Annotated in this window: 15 protein-coding genes; 7 read left to right on the top strand and 8 right to left on the bottom strand. The window is 32.9% G+C overall.

Annotation, left to right across the window (positions count from 1 at the left end):
- The first annotated feature begins 1 nt into the window (after nucleotide 1).
- Together ACHMWN_RS13400 and ACHMWN_RS13395 are read left to right on the top strand one after the other, a co-directional pair.
- Complete coding sequence (locus ACHMWN_RS13400) at nucleotides 2-721, top strand: endonuclease V (RefSeq protein WP_397301950.1); 720 nt, start codon at nucleotides 2-4, stop codon at nucleotides 719-721.
- Nucleotides 722-754: 33 nt separating this feature from the next.
- Nucleotides 755-1,963, top strand: coding sequence for a TCR/Tet family MFS transporter (locus ACHMWN_RS13395; RefSeq protein ID WP_397301948.1), 1,209 nt, complete (start codon nucleotides 755-757; stop codon nucleotides 1,961-1,963).
- Here the strand turns inward: ACHMWN_RS13395 and ACHMWN_RS13390 are convergent.
- Nucleotides 1,960-2,541, bottom strand: a complete 582-nt coding sequence (locus ACHMWN_RS13390; protein ID WP_397303596.1) for a PhoH family protein — start codon at nucleotides 2,539-2,541, stop codon at nucleotides 1,960-1,962. The genes ACHMWN_RS13395 and ACHMWN_RS13390 overlap by 4 nt on opposite strands.
- A 58-nt stretch (nucleotides 2,542-2,599) precedes the next feature.
- Entirely contained in the window at nucleotides 2,600-3,313 is a 714-nt protein-coding gene (locus ACHMWN_RS13385) for a PIN domain-containing protein (protein WP_397301946.1), read from the bottom strand.
- Nucleotides 3,314-4,164: 851 nt separating this feature from the next.
- On the opposite strand from ACHMWN_RS13385, the gene ACHMWN_RS13380 reads away from it, so the two are divergent.
- Together ACHMWN_RS13380 and ACHMWN_RS13375 are read left to right on the top strand one after the other, a co-directional pair.
- Nucleotides 4,165-6,321: an FUSC family membrane protein gene (locus tag ACHMWN_RS13380; RefSeq protein ID WP_397301943.1), complete on the top strand. Its 2,157-nt coding sequence runs from the start codon at nucleotides 4,165-4,167 to the stop codon at nucleotides 6,319-6,321.
- A 77-nt stretch (nucleotides 6,322-6,398) separates the two neighbouring features.
- Entirely contained in the window at nucleotides 6,399-6,809 is a 411-nt protein-coding gene (locus tag ACHMWN_RS13375) for an organic hydroperoxide resistance protein (RefSeq protein WP_397301940.1), read from the top strand.
- A 53-nt stretch (nucleotides 6,810-6,862) separates the two neighbouring features.
- Here the strand turns inward: ACHMWN_RS13375 and bioB are convergent, their stop codons facing one another.
- The 4 genes from bioB to ACHMWN_RS13355 form a co-directional block, all read right to left on the bottom strand.
- Nucleotides 6,863-7,864 carry a biotin synthase BioB gene (bioB, locus tag ACHMWN_RS13370; protein ID WP_397301938.1) on the bottom strand — a complete coding sequence of 334 codons (1,002 nt, stop codon included), beginning with the start codon at nucleotides 7,862-7,864 and terminating at the stop codon, nucleotides 6,863-6,865.
- Nucleotides 7,865-7,891: 27 nt separating this feature from the next.
- Nucleotides 7,892-9,241 carry a magnesium transporter gene (mgtE, locus tag ACHMWN_RS13365; protein WP_397301935.1) on the bottom strand — a complete coding sequence of 450 codons (1,350 nt, stop codon included), beginning with the start codon at nucleotides 9,239-9,241 and terminating at the stop codon, nucleotides 7,892-7,894.
- 143 nt (nucleotides 9,242-9,384) lie between these two features.
- Entirely contained in the window at nucleotides 9,385-10,503 is a 1,119-nt protein-coding gene (corA, locus tag ACHMWN_RS13360) for a magnesium/cobalt transporter CorA (RefSeq protein ID WP_397301933.1), read from the bottom strand.
- A gap of 1 nt (nucleotide 10,504) precedes the next feature.
- A complete protein-coding gene (locus ACHMWN_RS13355; protein ID WP_397301930.1) occupies nucleotides 10,505-11,116 on the bottom strand; it encodes a WbqC family protein in 612 nt (203 codons plus the stop codon).
- 37 nt (nucleotides 11,117-11,153) lie between these two features.
- On the opposite strand from ACHMWN_RS13355, the gene ACHMWN_RS13350 reads away from it, so the two are divergent.
- Together ACHMWN_RS13350 and ACHMWN_RS13345 are read left to right on the top strand one after the other, a co-directional pair.
- A complete protein-coding gene (locus ACHMWN_RS13350; RefSeq protein ID WP_397301928.1) occupies nucleotides 11,154-12,020 on the top strand; it encodes a lysophospholipid acyltransferase family protein in 867 nt (288 codons plus the stop codon).
- 3 nt (nucleotides 12,021-12,023) lie between these two features.
- On the top strand, nucleotides 12,024-13,034 hold the full coding sequence (locus tag ACHMWN_RS13345) for a glycosyltransferase family 2 protein (RefSeq protein ID WP_397301925.1): 1,011 nt from the start codon (nucleotides 12,024-12,026) through the stop codon (nucleotides 13,032-13,034).
- 6 nt (nucleotides 13,035-13,040) lie between these two features.
- On the opposite strand, the gene ACHMWN_RS13340 is transcribed toward ACHMWN_RS13345, so the two are convergent.
- Nucleotides 13,041-13,760, bottom strand: coding sequence for a TlpA family protein disulfide reductase (locus ACHMWN_RS13340; protein WP_397301922.1), 720 nt, complete (start codon nucleotides 13,758-13,760; stop codon nucleotides 13,041-13,043).
- 8 nt (nucleotides 13,761-13,768) lie between these two features.
- Complete coding sequence (gene aroQ / locus ACHMWN_RS13335) at nucleotides 13,769-14,185, bottom strand: type II 3-dehydroquinate dehydratase (RefSeq protein ID WP_397301920.1); 417 nt, start codon at nucleotides 14,183-14,185, stop codon at nucleotides 13,769-13,771.
- A 61-nt stretch (nucleotides 14,186-14,246) separates the two neighbouring features.
- On the opposite strand from aroQ, the gene xerD reads away from it, so the two are divergent.
- Nucleotides 14,247-15,146 carry a site-specific tyrosine recombinase XerD gene (gene xerD / locus ACHMWN_RS13330; protein WP_397301919.1) on the top strand — a complete coding sequence of 300 codons (900 nt, stop codon included), beginning with the start codon at nucleotides 14,247-14,249 and terminating at the stop codon, nucleotides 15,144-15,146.

Raw genomic sequence — 15,146 nt, 5'->3', positions numbered from 1 at the left:
GATGGTTTTAAATTACGATGAACTTACTTTTGCTGAGGCAAAGTTACTGCAAGAAGAATTTAGAAAAGAGCTAAGATTTGATATCCCAAATAGCAAGGTTATCAATTCTATAGCGGCTACGGATATTTCATATAATCCGAATAGCACAACAATGTATGGCGCTATTGTAATTCTAAGTTATCCAGAACTAAGGTTAAAATCATATTCGTTAGTTATTAGTGAAACTAAATTTCCTTACAAAGCTGGCTATTTAGGTTTTAGGGAAGTTCCCACTTTGTTAAAAGCATGGGAACAAATAGAAGTTAAGCCTGATGTATTGGTATTAGATGGTCAAGGTTATCTACACCCAAGAAGAATGGGTATCGCATCTCATTTTGGTGTTTTAACTTCTCAGGCAACAATTGGTTGTGCAAAATCATCCCTTTATGGCTTTTATGAAGAACCTTCGGTAATAAAGTATTCATCAAGTAAAGTATTTGAACACCATACTAACGAACACATAGGTTATGCTTTGAGGACTAAAAACAATACTAAGCCTGTTTATGTTTCCCCAGGTTATGGTTTAAGTTTAGTAAAGAGTTTAGAAATTATGAATAAATGCATAGGGAATCATAGAATTCCAGAACCTACAAGACTGGCCCATGAAATTGTGAATGATTTCAGAATTGGTAAATTACCAGCTGGATATAAAGAAGTTAAATCAGTACCCCTATTATTTTAGTTTAAAATTATATTTTTATAGCAAACCTTAAAAATGAGCACAAAAAAATCAACACTAGGCTTTATATTTATTACCATTTTAATTGATTGTATTGGCTTTGGAATTATCATTCCAGTTTTACCAAACTTAATTAAAGAACTTTCTGGAAAATCTTTAGCAGCTGCATCAGAATACGGGGGTTTGTTATTAGTGGCTTATTCTATAGCGCAATTTATTTTTTCTCCAATTGTAGGTGGTTTAAGTGATAAATTTGGCAGACGTCCGATCTTATTAATATCACTTTTAGGTTTAGGGATAGACTATATTTTTTTATCATTTGCTCCAACGTTGGGTTGGTTGTTTGTAGGTCGAGTTATTGCTGGGATTACAGGTGCAAGTTTCACAACTGCTATGGCTTATATAGCCGATATTAGCACACCTGAAAAGAAAGCTCAAAATTTTGGGATGGTTGGAGTAGCATTTGGCATTGGTTTTATTATCGGACCACTTATTGGTGGTTTGTTTAGTAATATGGGGTTAAGAGTTCCTTTCATGATTTCGGCCGGATTAGCGCTTTTAAATTGGTTATATGGCTATTTCATCCTACCTGAATCATTAAAGAAAGAAAATCGTAGAGAGTTTTCTTGGAAAAGAGCAAATCCAATTGGCTCCATGATTAGTGTAGCAAAATATCCAGCAATCATTGGTTTAGTATTGGCTTTATTGTTACTATTTATTGCTAGTCATTCTGTACAATCAAATTGGGGCTATTACGTAATCGAAAAATTTAACTGGAATTCATCTATGATTGGCTACTCTTTAAGTATTGTCGGGGTTGCAGTAGCTATAGTGCAAGGAGGTTTAATTCGAATTGTTATTCCAAAAATTGGCAATAAAAATGCAATTATTTTAGGTTTGATTTTATATATCATCGGTTTTACATGTTTTGCATTTGCACCAAATGGATTAATGATGATGATTTTCATACTCCCATATTGTTTAGCAGGAATTGGAAATCCAGCAATGCAAACTATCATTTCTAACCAGGTTCCTGCAAATGCACAAGGTGAAATTCAAGGCATTGTTACGAGTATGCAAAGCGCTGGTGCTATTTTAGGACCATTTTCTATGGCATATATCTTTGCACATTTCATTAGCAAAGATAATGGCATATATTTTCCTGGCGCACCTTTTATTTTTAGTGTTGTATTAACTTTAATAGCTTTAATTATTGCAGTTATAACTTTAAGAAAACACCATTAAAGCAATTCTGTTGCTAAATTTGCTAACTCGCTCCTCTCCCCTTTTTGCAATGTTATATGTGCATAAAGTGGATGTTTTTTAGCATTTTCTATCAAATAGGATAATCCATTACTTTCAGAATCGAGATAAGGCGTATCAATCTGATAAATATCACCTGTGAAAACAATTTTTGTGTGCTCACCGGCTCTTGATATTATAGTTTTAATTTCGTGTGGGGTAAGATTTTGCGCCTCATCCACTATGAAAAATATTTTTGTAATTGTTCTTCCACGAATAAACGCTAATGGTGCAATTTCTATCTTTTCTGTACGAATAAGCTCATCAATTTTAAATAACATCTTTTCATCACCCGCAAATTGCTCCCTTATGAATTTTAAATTATCCCAAATTGGAGCCATGTAAGGATCAATTTTAGTTTTTACATCACCTGGTAAAAAACCAATATCTTTATTACTTAAAGGAACAATTGGTCTGGTAATGTAAATTTGTCTGAAATTTTTGCGCTGTTCTAAAGCACTCGCTAAGGCTAATAAAGTTTTTCCAGTACCAGCATTTCCTTGTATGGTAACTAACTTAATATCTGGATTAAGTAAGGCATCAATAGCAAAAGATTGCTCTGCATTGCGTGGAGAAATATTAAATACTGAAATCTTGATTTACATTTCTAAGTTGTTTTGTAGTGGCATCATAAAAAGTAATCGCACTTTTCTTTTTATTTTTTAAATTATAAAAGTGATTAGATTCTGTATGGGGTAAATTTAAAGAAGATGCATCTATTGTTCCATTGTGTTTAAGCTCATCAATTGCTTCGATAGAAAAATCTAATAGTTCTGTTTTACCAGTATAAAGTTCATCAGCGTTTTTGATTTTACCTGTTTCGTAGTCTTCAGCATATAAATCCAGAGATTTAGCTTTTAAACGCAAGCAAATATCTTTAGAAACCAATATGACTTTGCTTTTTGGATTTTCTTCTTTTAAAACTAAAGCTGAATTTAAAATGCGGTTATCAAATTTTCCTTCTCCAAATAATTTTTCAGCATTTATTTTTTTTGGATTTTCATCTAAAATAATTTTGAATTTACCTTGATTAGTTTTTTTTAAGGAAATCCATTTATTAATGAGATGGCTTTTTGAAGCCTGGTCTATCAATCTGATAAAACTTCTAGCTTCAAAATTTCGTGTATCATTACCGCTCTTAAAATTATCTAGCTCTTCTAAAACTAATACAGGAACTGCAACGTCATGTTCTTGAAAATTGTTTACAGCATCGTGGTCATATAAAATAACTGAAGTATCTAATACAAATATTTTTTTGGTTAGTTGTTTCTCTTGAAGTTCTTTCTTTGCCATGATGCTTTAAAATTAGCGTTTAGCATTTAAAGATTATAGTTTATTTGAGAATAAAAAAGCTCTAAAAAGCAAAACGGAGACCCTCTTCTTGCGATTTGGTTCTCCGTTTTAACCTTATATTTAACCGTAATTAAAAATAAGGCATCAATTGAATATACTTAACCTTTATTCGTAATATTATTGTTCTTGCGAACTCTAAACTCGTTTATAAAATTATAACACTATTGCTTTACTCCGTAAAATACCGCAACTAGTTATAATGTCTGATGGTAGTAAAACAAACAAATTATTGGTTTTGCAACCAATTTAGCTCTTAAAACCCATCTGTTCTTGCAAATGATCTGGTTTAAGTACTCAATTTTTTACATGCTAACCGTCTTGCGACTTCTTAATGTAAACCAACTTTGCATTTTGCAATGCTCGTCAGATTTGATTTAACTTAGTGAAAATTCCCAAAAATTTTAGTCTTTCGACTTCGTTTTTGTTTTGGATTATTCTATCAGACTGTCAAAGTACTTCGTTATTGATGTCATCTAAATTAGCGTCTAAAGTAACACTTGTCAAGAAAAATCGATTTATTTTTTTAACAAGTTATGCACTTAATAATATGAGTTGTTAACACAGTCACTATTGTAAAAATCAATGTTTATTTAATAGTGAATAAAGCTTAATGTTTGTTTTCACTTTGCTTATTAACAATTCCAGGTTTTTAGCTTATGCACATTCTCGATGTAATTTGTAAATCTTTAGATTCATATTTCTGCTTATTTATCAGCTTTGCTTAAAACTATTGAGTTTTATATATCAACTTTTCGAAGTATTTTAAACCTCAAATAATGTAAATTTGTAACATGCTCAATCAGCCAATTAGAAACATACAAGATTTTTTGCTTAGTACTTATTTTGCAGATGGTTTGCGTATTACTATTGGTGTGCTTTGCCCCTCTTTAATTTTGGCCCAATTTGGTATGCTACAATATGGCATGACCTTATCTTTAGGTGCATTATGTATTAGTGTTGTTGATTCTCCTGGACCAATTATACATAGAAGAAACGCAATGCTCATTACCACTGTTTTACTTTTTATAATTTCTATAATTACAGGGTTAACCAACAAAAACATATACGTTACGGGGACATTGTTGGTAGTATGTAGCTTTATTTTTTCCATGTTTTTTTTATATGGCAACAGAGCAGCTTCAATAGGCACTTCTGTTTTGCTTATTATGGTGCTAAGTATAGATGACATTAGACCATGGAAAGAGGTAATTTATTATGCGATACTTATTTTTGCAGGCAGCATTTGGTATACGTTATTAAGTTATTTTGTTTACCGGCTGCGCCCCTATCGTTTAGTTCAGCAAACTTTAAGTGATTCGATACATCAAGTTAGTGAGTTTTTAAAAGCTAAAGCTAAATTCTATCATGAAAATACCGATTATGAAAAGAATTATGCAGAATTACTTCAATTACAAGTTCATGTACACGAAAAGCAAGATGAAGTACGTGATGTGTTGTTTAGAACTAGAGAAATAGTAAGAGAGTCTACTCCTGAAGGAAGATTTCTTTTACTTGTTTTTGTAGATATGGTTGATCTTTTTGAACAAGTAATGTCTACATATTATAACTACAAACAATTACATGAACAATTTGATTCTGTAGGTATACTACATCAATATGAAAGAGTAATTAATAAAATTGCTGAATCTCTTGATGAAATTGCTTTTGCTTTGAAAAGCGGTGGTACACCTACTCTTTCTTCATCGTTGGTAAAAGATGTAGCTACGCTGAAAGAAGAAATTAATGTTTTAGAAGCAAACGCAGATGAACAATACAATACTTTAGGGCTTATTGCACTTAAGAATATTGAAGTTAACATCGAAAACATTCTCGGTAGAGTAAAAACAATTATTGGCTATTTCAATAAAAAAGAGAAGAAAAATTTAAAACATAGAGATATTGATGTTGAGAAATTTGTAACTAAACAGAAATTCGATTTCAAAATATTAGTAGATAATTTAACTTTTAATTCTTCAACTTTTAGGCACTCTATACGTGTTGCAATAGTGATGTTAATTGGTTTTGTAGTTGCCAAAAGTTTAGATTTTGCACATAGCTATTGGATTTTATTAACCATTTTAGTGATTTCTAAACCTGGCTTTTCTTTAACGAAAGAAAGAAACTATCAACGTATAATAGGAACTGTTGTAGGCGCTTTTATTGGAATGGGTGTTTTAATCTATATCCACGATAAAAATACACTTTTTGTAATTCTATTAATTTGTATGATTGGTTGTTATAGCTTTCAGCGTAAAAACTATGTAGTTAGTGTACTTTTCATGACACCTTATATACTCATTTTATTTGATTTTTTAGGAATGGGAAGCCTTTCTATTGCTAGAGAACGAATTTATGATACCTTAATTGGTTCTGGTATTGCTTTACTGGCTAGTTATTCTCTATTCCCAAATTGGGAACATGAAAAGCTAAAAGAAGCCATGTTAGATACCATTAAAGCGAATAAAAATTACTTTAAAGAAGTGACGCTTTTATACTTTGAGCAAGATTTAAATCTCACTAATTATAAACTTGCAAGGAAAGAAGTATATGTGAATTCATCCAACTTAGCATCGCTTTTTCAACGGATGTTTTCTGAACCTAAAAGCAAACAACTTTACATTAAAGAATTGCACCAGTTTACCGTATTTAATCATTTGCTATCCTCATATATTGCTACGTTATTGCTTTATAAAAAAGAACATGATTTTGTTTATCTAAACAAAGACGAGTTAAAACCTATTTCAGAAAATACAATTTACTTGCTAAATCAAGCAGCAGAAAACCTCATATCTCCTAAACAAGAACTAACTAACGTTCCGCTTATACGCCGTAAAAATGTAAATGAACTAGAAAGTGAGAGTGAAAACCTGAGTATAGCTGAACAATTTGATTTGATACAAAAAGTAGCTTATGATATTTTTAAGCTAACAGAAAAGCTTAAGATATAATTGCTTTTTCATCCCATAGGAAATAATAAAAACAACTGCTTCACCATTTTGTTACTCTTGAAACAATTTAGAAAATTATGGAAAAGCTATATACAGCCTCTGTTACCGCAATTGGCGGAAGAGATGGTCATATTAAATCAAGCGATGGAATTTTAGATTTTGAACTGAGAAAACCGAAAGAACTTGGTGGACAAGGTGGTGCAAGTAATCCTGAACAATTATTTGCTGCTGCCTGGGGTGCGTGTTATTTAGGTGCTTTAGGTAGTGTGGCTGAACGTGATGGTGTGGATGTAAGTGCAGCAAACATAAACGTTCATGTATCTTTTAATAAGGATGGAAGTGCTTTTGTGCTTTCTGCAGATTTAGATGTGCATATACCAGGCATCTCCCATGAAGATGCTCAAGCCTTGGCTGATAAAGCACACCGTGCCTGTCCATACTCAAAAGCTACAAGAGGAAATATTGAGGTAAGAGTAACGGCGGTTTAAATTTATTTAAATGATGGAAGGTTTGAAAACGTTCAACCTTCCATCATTTCTAACTATACTAAAACTTCTTTCTTAGTAGTATTCTCAGGTCTACCGTTTTTAAAAGCTTCTCTAGTTTTTAAACCTAGCAATTCAAACATTGCCATATCGTCTACAAAAGCAGGATTTGGAGTTGTTAACAATTTATCACCAGCAAAAATAGAATTAGCTCCTGCCATAAAACAGAAAGCTTGTTCTAATGTGCTCATTTCATTTCTCCCAGCACTTAAACGTACAACAGATTTAGGCATAACAATTCTAGCGGTAGCAATCATGCGCACCATTTCCCAAATTGGAATCCGTGGTTGATTTTCTAATGGAGTTCCTTTTACTGGTACTAATGCATTAATTGGTACTGATTCTGGATGCTTAGGCATGTTAGCTAATGTTTGCAACATCGAAACACGATCGGCAACTGTTTCTCCTAAACCTACAATACCCCCACTACACACGGTCAATTTTGCTTTACGTACATTTTTTATGGTATTTAAACGATCATCGTATGTGCGTGTAGAAATAATTCGTTTATAATCTTCTTCAGAAGTATCTAAATTGTGGTTATATGCATATAAACCTGCATCAGCTAAACGTTGTGCTTGATTTTCTGTCAGCATACCTAGCGTGCAACAAACCTCCATATCTAATTCATTAACTGCTTTGACCATATCTATCACACGATCAAAATCACGGTTATCGCGAACTTCTCTCCATGCTGCACCCATGCATAAACGTGAGGCACCTCCCGCTTTAGCTGTTTTTGCTGCATCAACAACTTGGTCCACTTTCATTAAGGCTTGCACATCTACATCAGTATGGTAACGTGCTGCTTGCGGACAATATGAGCAATCTTCGGCACAGCCACCAGTTTTTATAGAGATTAATGAACTAATTTGAACTTCGTTGTAATCTGTATTTTCACGATGAATACTTGCAGCCTCATATACCAAATCTAAAAATGGCTTATTGTAAATAGCTGTAATTTCTTCTTTTGTCCAATCGTGTTTTAGTGTTTGCATATAGTTAATTTGTACGTTTTAAGTTAATTATAAAAGTAATTTGCTGGCTAAGCCTAGTAAAAGTAAAAAGCCAAAAACATCGGTAAATGTGGTAATAATTATTGATGATGCTATTGCTGGATCTATTCCAATTCGTTTTAATACTAAAGGAATACTTGATCCAGTAATACCTGCAATAACCAAATTGCCTGTCATTGCTAAAAATATAACGAAGCCTAACATCGGCTTTCCATCAAAAAAGTAAGCGAAAATAAATACGATTAATCCTGTTACAGCTCCATTAATTAAACCAACGGTAAACTCTTTTAATACAGTTCTGTACGCTTGATTATCCGTTAAATCATTTAATGAAATACGTCTAACAGTTACCGCTAAGGCCTGAGTTGCGGCATTACCACCCATACCAGCAATAATTACCATGTAAGCAGAAAGTACGGCTAATTGACTTAAAGTATTTTCATAATGACGAACTACAGCAGATGCTAAAAAGGCAGTACCTAAATTTATAATTAACCAAGGCAAGCGTGATTTTACCGCTTCAATCCAGTTACCACTTAATTCCTCATCTTCAGATACCCCAGATATTTTCAGGAAATCTTCTGTATTCTCATCCTCCAATACGTCAATCACATCATCAAAAGTAACACGCCCAAGCAAATGCATTTCATCATCTACAACTGGTATACTTGTTAAGTTGTATTGTGAAATAAGCTTTGCTACTTCTTCCTGATCAGTTTCTGCCTTCACATACACCACATCAGAGTTAATCATTTCGGTTATTTTAGCATTGCCTTTTGCCTTTATAATGTCTTTTAAAGAAACAATTCCTTTAAATATATTAGCATCATCAACTACATTTACGGTGTAAAATTCTTCTATTTCTTCGCTCTGACGAATAATTTCATCAATCGCATCTTTTTTAGTAAGGTTTAAATTTATCCGAATAACCTCTGTGTTCATTAAACCACCAGCGGTCTTTTCGTCGTAACTTAATAAATTACGAATGCTTGATGCATCATCCTCACTTAAATCTTCTAGAATTTCCTTTTGCTCGTGTTCCTCTAATTGAGAAATAATATCCGTCGCATCGTCATAATCGAGCTCTTCAACAATTTCGGTACGCTTATCGGGGTGCAATTGTAATAGTAAGTCTTCGGGGTGTGCCTCCTCGTGCATCTCTGCAATTACTTCCGATGCTGTTTCTACATCTAATAAATTAATAATTCGATGCTGATCGTCGCTGCTAATGCTCTCAAATAAAATAGCTATTTCAGACGCGTGATATTCGGCTAATGTAGCTTTAAGCAGTTCATTATCACCACTTATTGCTTGCTTTAGCTTAGAAACGTCTGTTTTATCTAAATCAAATGATTGCATAGGATGCTAAGATAGAAATAATTTAGTTTTGAAATGGCATTTAAAAGGGTTTAACGCATATTTAACACTAGAATTTTAACTGTCTTCAATTGCATTATAAACAACAAATTCTACTCAATAAATAATTTCAATTAGTGAACGATTTATTTAAACCAACCCTTACGCCAAAAATAAATTACCTGCACTATAGCAATTAGTCCCATTACTAGCATTGTATATTCGTAACCATGTTCTTGGTACAGTTCTGGCATGTTTTGAGGCATAATTTTACCTGTAACTGGGTCTTCCCTACTGAAATTCATGCCATAAATACCTGCTATAAAAGTTAAGGGAATAAATATAGAAGAGATGATTGTGAGTACTTTCATGATCTCGTTCATGCGGTTGCTGATGATTGAAAGGTACATATCTATATTACTTGCTGAGATTTCTTTAAGTGATTCGACCATGTCTATAATTTGTATGCAATGATCGTAAGCATCTCGAATGTACATTTTGGTTTGGTCATCAATTAGTGGACTGTCTGTTCGCAAAATGTCGTTCATTTTATCACGTTCTGGCCAAGCCACACGTCTAAGCGTAATTAAATTACGTTTAATTAGCTGCGTGTCATACATAATAGATTTATCTGGCTTTTCGAACAAACGATCTTCAATCGCATCTAATTGTTCGCCCCATGCACTTAATACGGAGAAATAGGCGTCTACAATCATGTCCATCAGGGCATACATTAAATAGGAGCTACCTCCTATTCTGATATTTCCTTTTCCAATTTTTAAACGTTGACGAACAGCTTCTAAACAGTCTTCATATTTTTCTTGAAATGTAAACAAGATGTTTTTGGTTAGAATAAATGATACTTGCTCGTTTTCTAAACAGTTTTCTGTATCGAGGTATAACATTCTGCTGGTCGCAAAATCATAGTCGCCGTATTCTTCGTACTTAGGGCGTTGGTAGGTTCTGGTAATATCTTCTAATATTAATTTATTAATGTTCCAATCTGTACTTAGTGATTCGAACATGCTGGCAGATCCAAATCCTTTAATTTCTACCCAATAGTTTAATTTTTTATCTGTAGTATGCTCGGCTAATTTTTTAAAGTCTTTTAGTTCTTCTACTTTATAGGTATCAACATTATAACTATGTAGATTTATTTTAGGTTGAAGCGAATTTTCATCTATAAAAACTAATCCTGGACTTGAGCCAGGCAAAGGTAATGCGTAATGGTGTTTTTTGCTTTTATGCCTGCTATTTTTTGCCATACTATAGATATAATTTCGATTGTGGACCTTGATTAAATAACAAGTCTACCATGCTTAAGTTAGGAATAAATTCATTTCTATCGCTAAACACTTGAAAATAGCTTTTGGTTTGGGGTGCTGGAGCTGTCTTTTTACTGCTAAATTTATTTCTGAAATCTAAATCTAATGGAAGCTCTTTTTCATATTCTTCGTTAAAAGAAAGTGCTGGGCTAACTTTAAGTTGTTTACATAACCATTCTAGTAATTGTAAATTGTAATCGAACAAGTACTCAAATTTCTTTTGATAAAAAGGTGCTAAGCCATCTTCGTAAAACTCGAAATAGGCAGAGCTTCTATAACATGTTTGTAAGCTTAACCAATGTAAACGCTGCCATTTTAAATCGTAGCTAATTTTAACATCTTTTATTGGTGTATGCATTTTAGAGCCTTTAATAACTGGTATTGTTAAATCTAAACTGCCATTGGGCGATGCAATACTTGCTCTATTTCTATTTGTTTGCTTAGGAAAATGTTCGTGTTTTTCTAATTGAATGTTAAAATCTTGAGCTTTTAAGGCAGTAAAATAACTAACTGGTGGAAGATAAAAAAGTGGAAATATTGCTAAACTTTGCATCTGATATTTTATGTTTGCATTCTATCTGCCCAAATTAATGATTAAAAAAGTCTTTTCGCATATCGGTATATTCTTTTTATATATTTTATCGCTGTTGCCCCTACCTGTATTGCACTTTTTTGCTCGATTACTCTATTATCCGTTGTATTATATAATTGGTTATCGTAAAGCTGTTGTAAGAGAAAATTTGCTTAAATCTTTTCCAGAAAAAGATATTAAAGAGATTATCTCCATAGAAAAAACCTTTTATAAGTATTTAGCAGATGTAGTTTTTGAGATTATAAAAATGCCTACCATCTCTAAAAAGGAATTGCAGCAACGCGTTACATTTAAAAATTTGGATAGAATTGAAGCCTATTTTACCAAAGGTGAAAGCGTGTTGGCATGTACAGGTCATTATGGTAATTGGGAATTGTGTATGCTTGCTTTAGGTGAGGCTGCAAGTGCAACGGAGTATGTAATTTACAAACCTTTAAATAATGAGGTTTTTGAAAATTGGTTTAATACAATAAGAACTCGCTTTGGGAATGTATTTGTAGCCATGCGTCAAACCTTACGAATGGTTGTTGCCACTAAGGATAGACCTACTATGTTTTGCTTTGCTAGTGACCAAACTCCTGTTAAGCATGAAACACAATATGTTTTGGAATTTTTAAACCAGCGAACTGCTGTTTTACTGGGGTTAGAAAAAATAGCTTTACAAACAAATAGGCCTATATTTTACTTTGATGTAAAACGAGTAAAACGTGGGTATTATGAAGTAGATATTTTGCCTTTATGTTTAAACCCCAAGGAAACACAGGGCCATGAAATAACAGATTTACTGTTTGAATTTTTGAGTAAAACAATTAAACAAGAGCCTGCTTTTTGGTTATGGAGCCATAGGCGATGGAAATATAGCTAAGTTATGGAACCTAGTGTAGCAGTAGTAATTTTAAATTGGAATGGTAAGGCTTGGCTGGAGCGTTTTTTACCTAGTGTTGTGCAATCCAATTATTCTAATTTGCAAATCGTAATTGGTGATAATGCATCGACGGACGATTCTGTAAGTTTTATAAAAAACAACTATCCTCAGCTAACTGTTCTAGAGAACAATAAAAATTATGGTTTTGCTGGCGGATATAATCACATTCTTTCGCGAGTAACCGCAGATTACTTTGTATTACTAAACTCTGATGTTGAAGTTCCTGCTAATTGGATAAAACCTGTTATTGATTTAATGCAAAGTGATGCTACTATTGCTGTTGCACAACCTAAATTAAAATGGCAACTTAAAAAAACTGAATTTGAGTATGCTGGCGCTGCTGGTGGCTTTGTAGATTTATATGCCTATCCGTTTTGTAGGGGAAGAATTTTCGATACCGTTGAAACAGATAATGGTCAATATAATACTACTACAGACCTATTTTGGGCAAGTGGTGCTGCATTTTTTATTAAAAGTAGTGCTTGGCAACATGTTGGTGGTTTAGATGCTGATTTGTTTGCACACATGGAAGAAATTGATTTGTGTTGGCGTTTAAAGAACTTAGGATATAAAGTAGTTTGCTGTACAGATGCAGAAGTTTACCATGTTGGTGGTGGTACTTTGAATGCAAACAATCCGTATAAAACCTACCTTAATTTCAGGAATAACTTACTTATTATGCAAAAGAATTTGCCAAAGAGTGAAGCTTACGCTAGAATTTTTATTAGAATGTGTCTTGATTTTTTGGCTTGGTTACAGTTTTTACTAAAAGGGAAGTTTGGTTTTGCTTTTGCGATTAATAAAGCACATTGGCATTTTTTAATGCAATTGGACATGACTTCTAAGAAAAGAACTACTCACCAAATTCCTTTACTACAACACACAGGTGTTTACTCTGAAAGTATTGTTTGGGCTTATTTTGTGAAAGGAATAAAGAAATTTAGCGGTTTATAATGGTAATTAAATGCCTTTTAATTGTTCACTAATGGTTTTTTCTACCCAATACACTGTATTTGAAGCTAAGCCCGTAGTATGAAATTTAACTAAACCATCTTTGCCAACTACCAAATGTGTTGGATAACTATGAACATCATATTTGTCAGCATAGAATCTTCCATCATCAACAATGTTATAATTAAATGGAGTTGTTTTCAAAAACTGTTGAAGATTGTATTTCTCATCTAAAGCAATGGCTAAGAAAATAACATCTTTATTGTCTTTGTATTTAGCATAAAGCTGATTTAGTTCTGGTATCTCCATTTTACAAGGCGGACAATTGATAAACCAAAAATTAAAGACCAGGACCTTTCCTGTAAGTGCTCTTAAATCATATTTATTGCTATTAATGTCGGTGAATTTTTCTCCTTTAAATTTTTCTCCATCTTTAAAAGAAGTGCTTAATCTTGGTCTGCTAGAATTTGCTAAAGCAAGTTGTTTTCTTTCTTGTGCTTTAACTTTTTCTTCAGGTCCCATTTCATAGATGATAAACTCTGTTTTTTCTTTGTTAAGTTTAAATGAATAATCACCTGTTTGATAATAGGCTCTCCACAACTTTGTAGGTATTAAATTGCCTGCCCCGTCCCTAACAATAGCATTATCATCTAATTTAGGCATAGTTGTAGTTTGAGCATTGCTTTTAAAAGCAATTAAGAGTATCAAAATAAATAGATATTTTTTCATGTGATATATTATTTTAAAAAGCTTTCTATGGCCAGACGATATCCATCTAAACCAAAACCTGTAAGTACGCCTTTGCAATTTTTTCCTGTTAGAGATACATGACGATATTCTTCGCGAGCATAAATATTAGAAATGTGCACTTCTACAACTGGAGTTTTAATGGCTGCAATTGCATCTGCCAATGCTACAGAAGTATGTGTGTAACCGCCAGCATTAATGATAATACCATGGTAAGAGAAACCAACTTCGTGTAATTTATTAATCAATTCTCCTTCTACATTGCTTTGATAATAGTCAATTTCTATAATGCTATACAAATTCCGCAGTTGCGAAATATAACTATCAAATCCTTCAGAACCATAAATTGTGGGTTCTCGCTGACCTATTAGGTTTAAGTTTGGGCCATTTATAATTTGTATCTTCATTAAGATGTAAGTTTAAAATGTTGTAACGTTGCAATGTTGTAAAAAAATCTCAGTAAATATAATGAATACCCAATCTTACCTAAAAGGATTTAAGGATTATTTGAAGTTAGAACGTTCGCTTTCTAAACATTCTATCGATGCTTATTTGAATGATGTACATAAGTTGGTGCAGTATTATTTAGCAATTGATAAAGATCTTATACTTAGTAAGCTGCAATTAAGTGACTTAAGGGAATTTATATCCTGGTTGAATGATGTTGGGATGCAAGCCAATACGCAGGCTAGAGTAATATCGGGTATTAAAGCTTTTTTTACGTATTTAATGCAAGAGCAGATCATTTTAGAAGACCCTACTGCTTTATTAGAATCACCTAAACTGACTAGAAAGCTCCCTGACACATTAAATATTCATGAAATAGATCAATTAATTGATGCTATTGATGCTTCTAAACCTGAGGGAATGCGCAATAAGGCTATTATCGAAATGCTGTATGGTTGTGGCTTACGTGTTACTGAATTAGTGGAGTTGAAAATTTCTAATATTTATGCTGAAACCGAGTTCATTAAAGTAATTGGAAAAGGAAATAAAGAGCGTTTAGTGCCAATAGGTTCTACAGCTTTAAAACTATTAGAAATTTATGTGAGCCAAATACGAGTTCATTTGTCTATTAAGAAAGGAAATGAAGATTATATCTTTTTAAATCGATCTGGTAGTCGTTTATCTCGGATTTCTGTGTTTAATTTAATTAAAACACTAGCTGTCAAAGTAGGCATTCATAAAAGTATTAGTCCCCATACCTTACGGCATTCTTTTGCTACACATTTAATAGAAGGCGGTGCCGATTTACGTGCTGTACAAGAAATGTTGGGTCATGCAAGTATTACAACAACAGAAATTTATACACACTTGGATCGAGATTATCTAAGGAGTGTGATTACGCAATTTCATCCGAGATCTTAA

It is taken from the genome of Pedobacter sp. UC225_61 (assembly GCF_044452285.1).
In the GTDB taxonomy this organism is placed as follows: Bacteria; Bacteroidota; Bacteroidia; order Sphingobacteriales; family Sphingobacteriaceae; genus Pedobacter.
Note: the sequence above shows the minus strand (reverse complement) of the source record. Positions and strands in the feature narration are given on the sequence as shown.

What these genes read in the sequence shown, in the direction of transcription:
- aroQ (WP_397301920.1), bottom strand. Translation starts at nt 14,185, where the DNA reads ATGAAGATACAAATTATAAATGGCCCAAACTTAAACCTAATAGGTCAG.
- ACHMWN_RS13345 (WP_397301925.1), top strand. Translation starts at nt 12,024, where the DNA reads ATGGAACCTAGTGTAGCAGTAGTAATTTTAAATTGGAATGGTAAGGCT.
- bioB (WP_397301938.1), bottom strand. Translation starts at nt 7,864, where the DNA reads ATGCAAACACTAAAACACGATTGGACAAAAGAAGAAATTACAGCTATT.
- xerD (WP_397301919.1), top strand. Translation starts at nt 14,247, where the DNA reads ATGAATACCCAATCTTACCTAAAAGGATTTAAGGATTATTTGAAGTTA.
- corA (WP_397301933.1), bottom strand. Translation starts at nt 10,503, where the DNA reads ATGGCAAAAAATAGCAGGCATAAAAGCAAAAAACACCATTACGCATTA.
- ACHMWN_RS13375 (WP_397301940.1), top strand. Translation starts at nt 6,399, where the DNA reads ATGGAAAAGCTATATACAGCCTCTGTTACCGCAATTGGCGGAAGAGAT.
- ACHMWN_RS13355 (WP_397301930.1), bottom strand. Translation starts at nt 11,116, where the DNA reads ATGCAAAGTTTAGCAATATTTCCACTTTTTTATCTTCCACCAGTTAGT.
- ACHMWN_RS13380 (WP_397301943.1), top strand. Translation starts at nt 4,165, where the DNA reads ATGCTCAATCAGCCAATTAGAAACATACAAGATTTTTTGCTTAGTACT.
- ACHMWN_RS13350 (WP_397301928.1), top strand. Translation starts at nt 11,154, where the DNA reads ATGATTAAAAAAGTCTTTTCGCATATCGGTATATTCTTTTTATATATT.
- mgtE (WP_397301935.1), bottom strand. Translation starts at nt 9,241, where the DNA reads ATGCAATCATTTGATTTAGATAAAACAGACGTTTCTAAGCTAAAGCAA.
- ACHMWN_RS13395 (WP_397301948.1), top strand. Translation starts at nt 755, where the DNA reads ATGAGCACAAAAAAATCAACACTAGGCTTTATATTTATTACCATTTTA.
- ACHMWN_RS13400 (WP_397301950.1), top strand. Translation starts at nt 2, where the DNA reads ATGGTTTTAAATTACGATGAACTTACTTTTGCTGAGGCAAAGTTACTG.
- ACHMWN_RS13340 (WP_397301922.1), bottom strand. Translation starts at nt 13,760, where the DNA reads ATGAAAAAATATCTATTTATTTTGATACTCTTAATTGCTTTTAAAAGC.
- ACHMWN_RS13385 (WP_397301946.1), bottom strand. Translation starts at nt 3,313, where the DNA reads ATGGCAAAGAAAGAACTTCAAGAGAAACAACTAACCAAAAAAATATTT.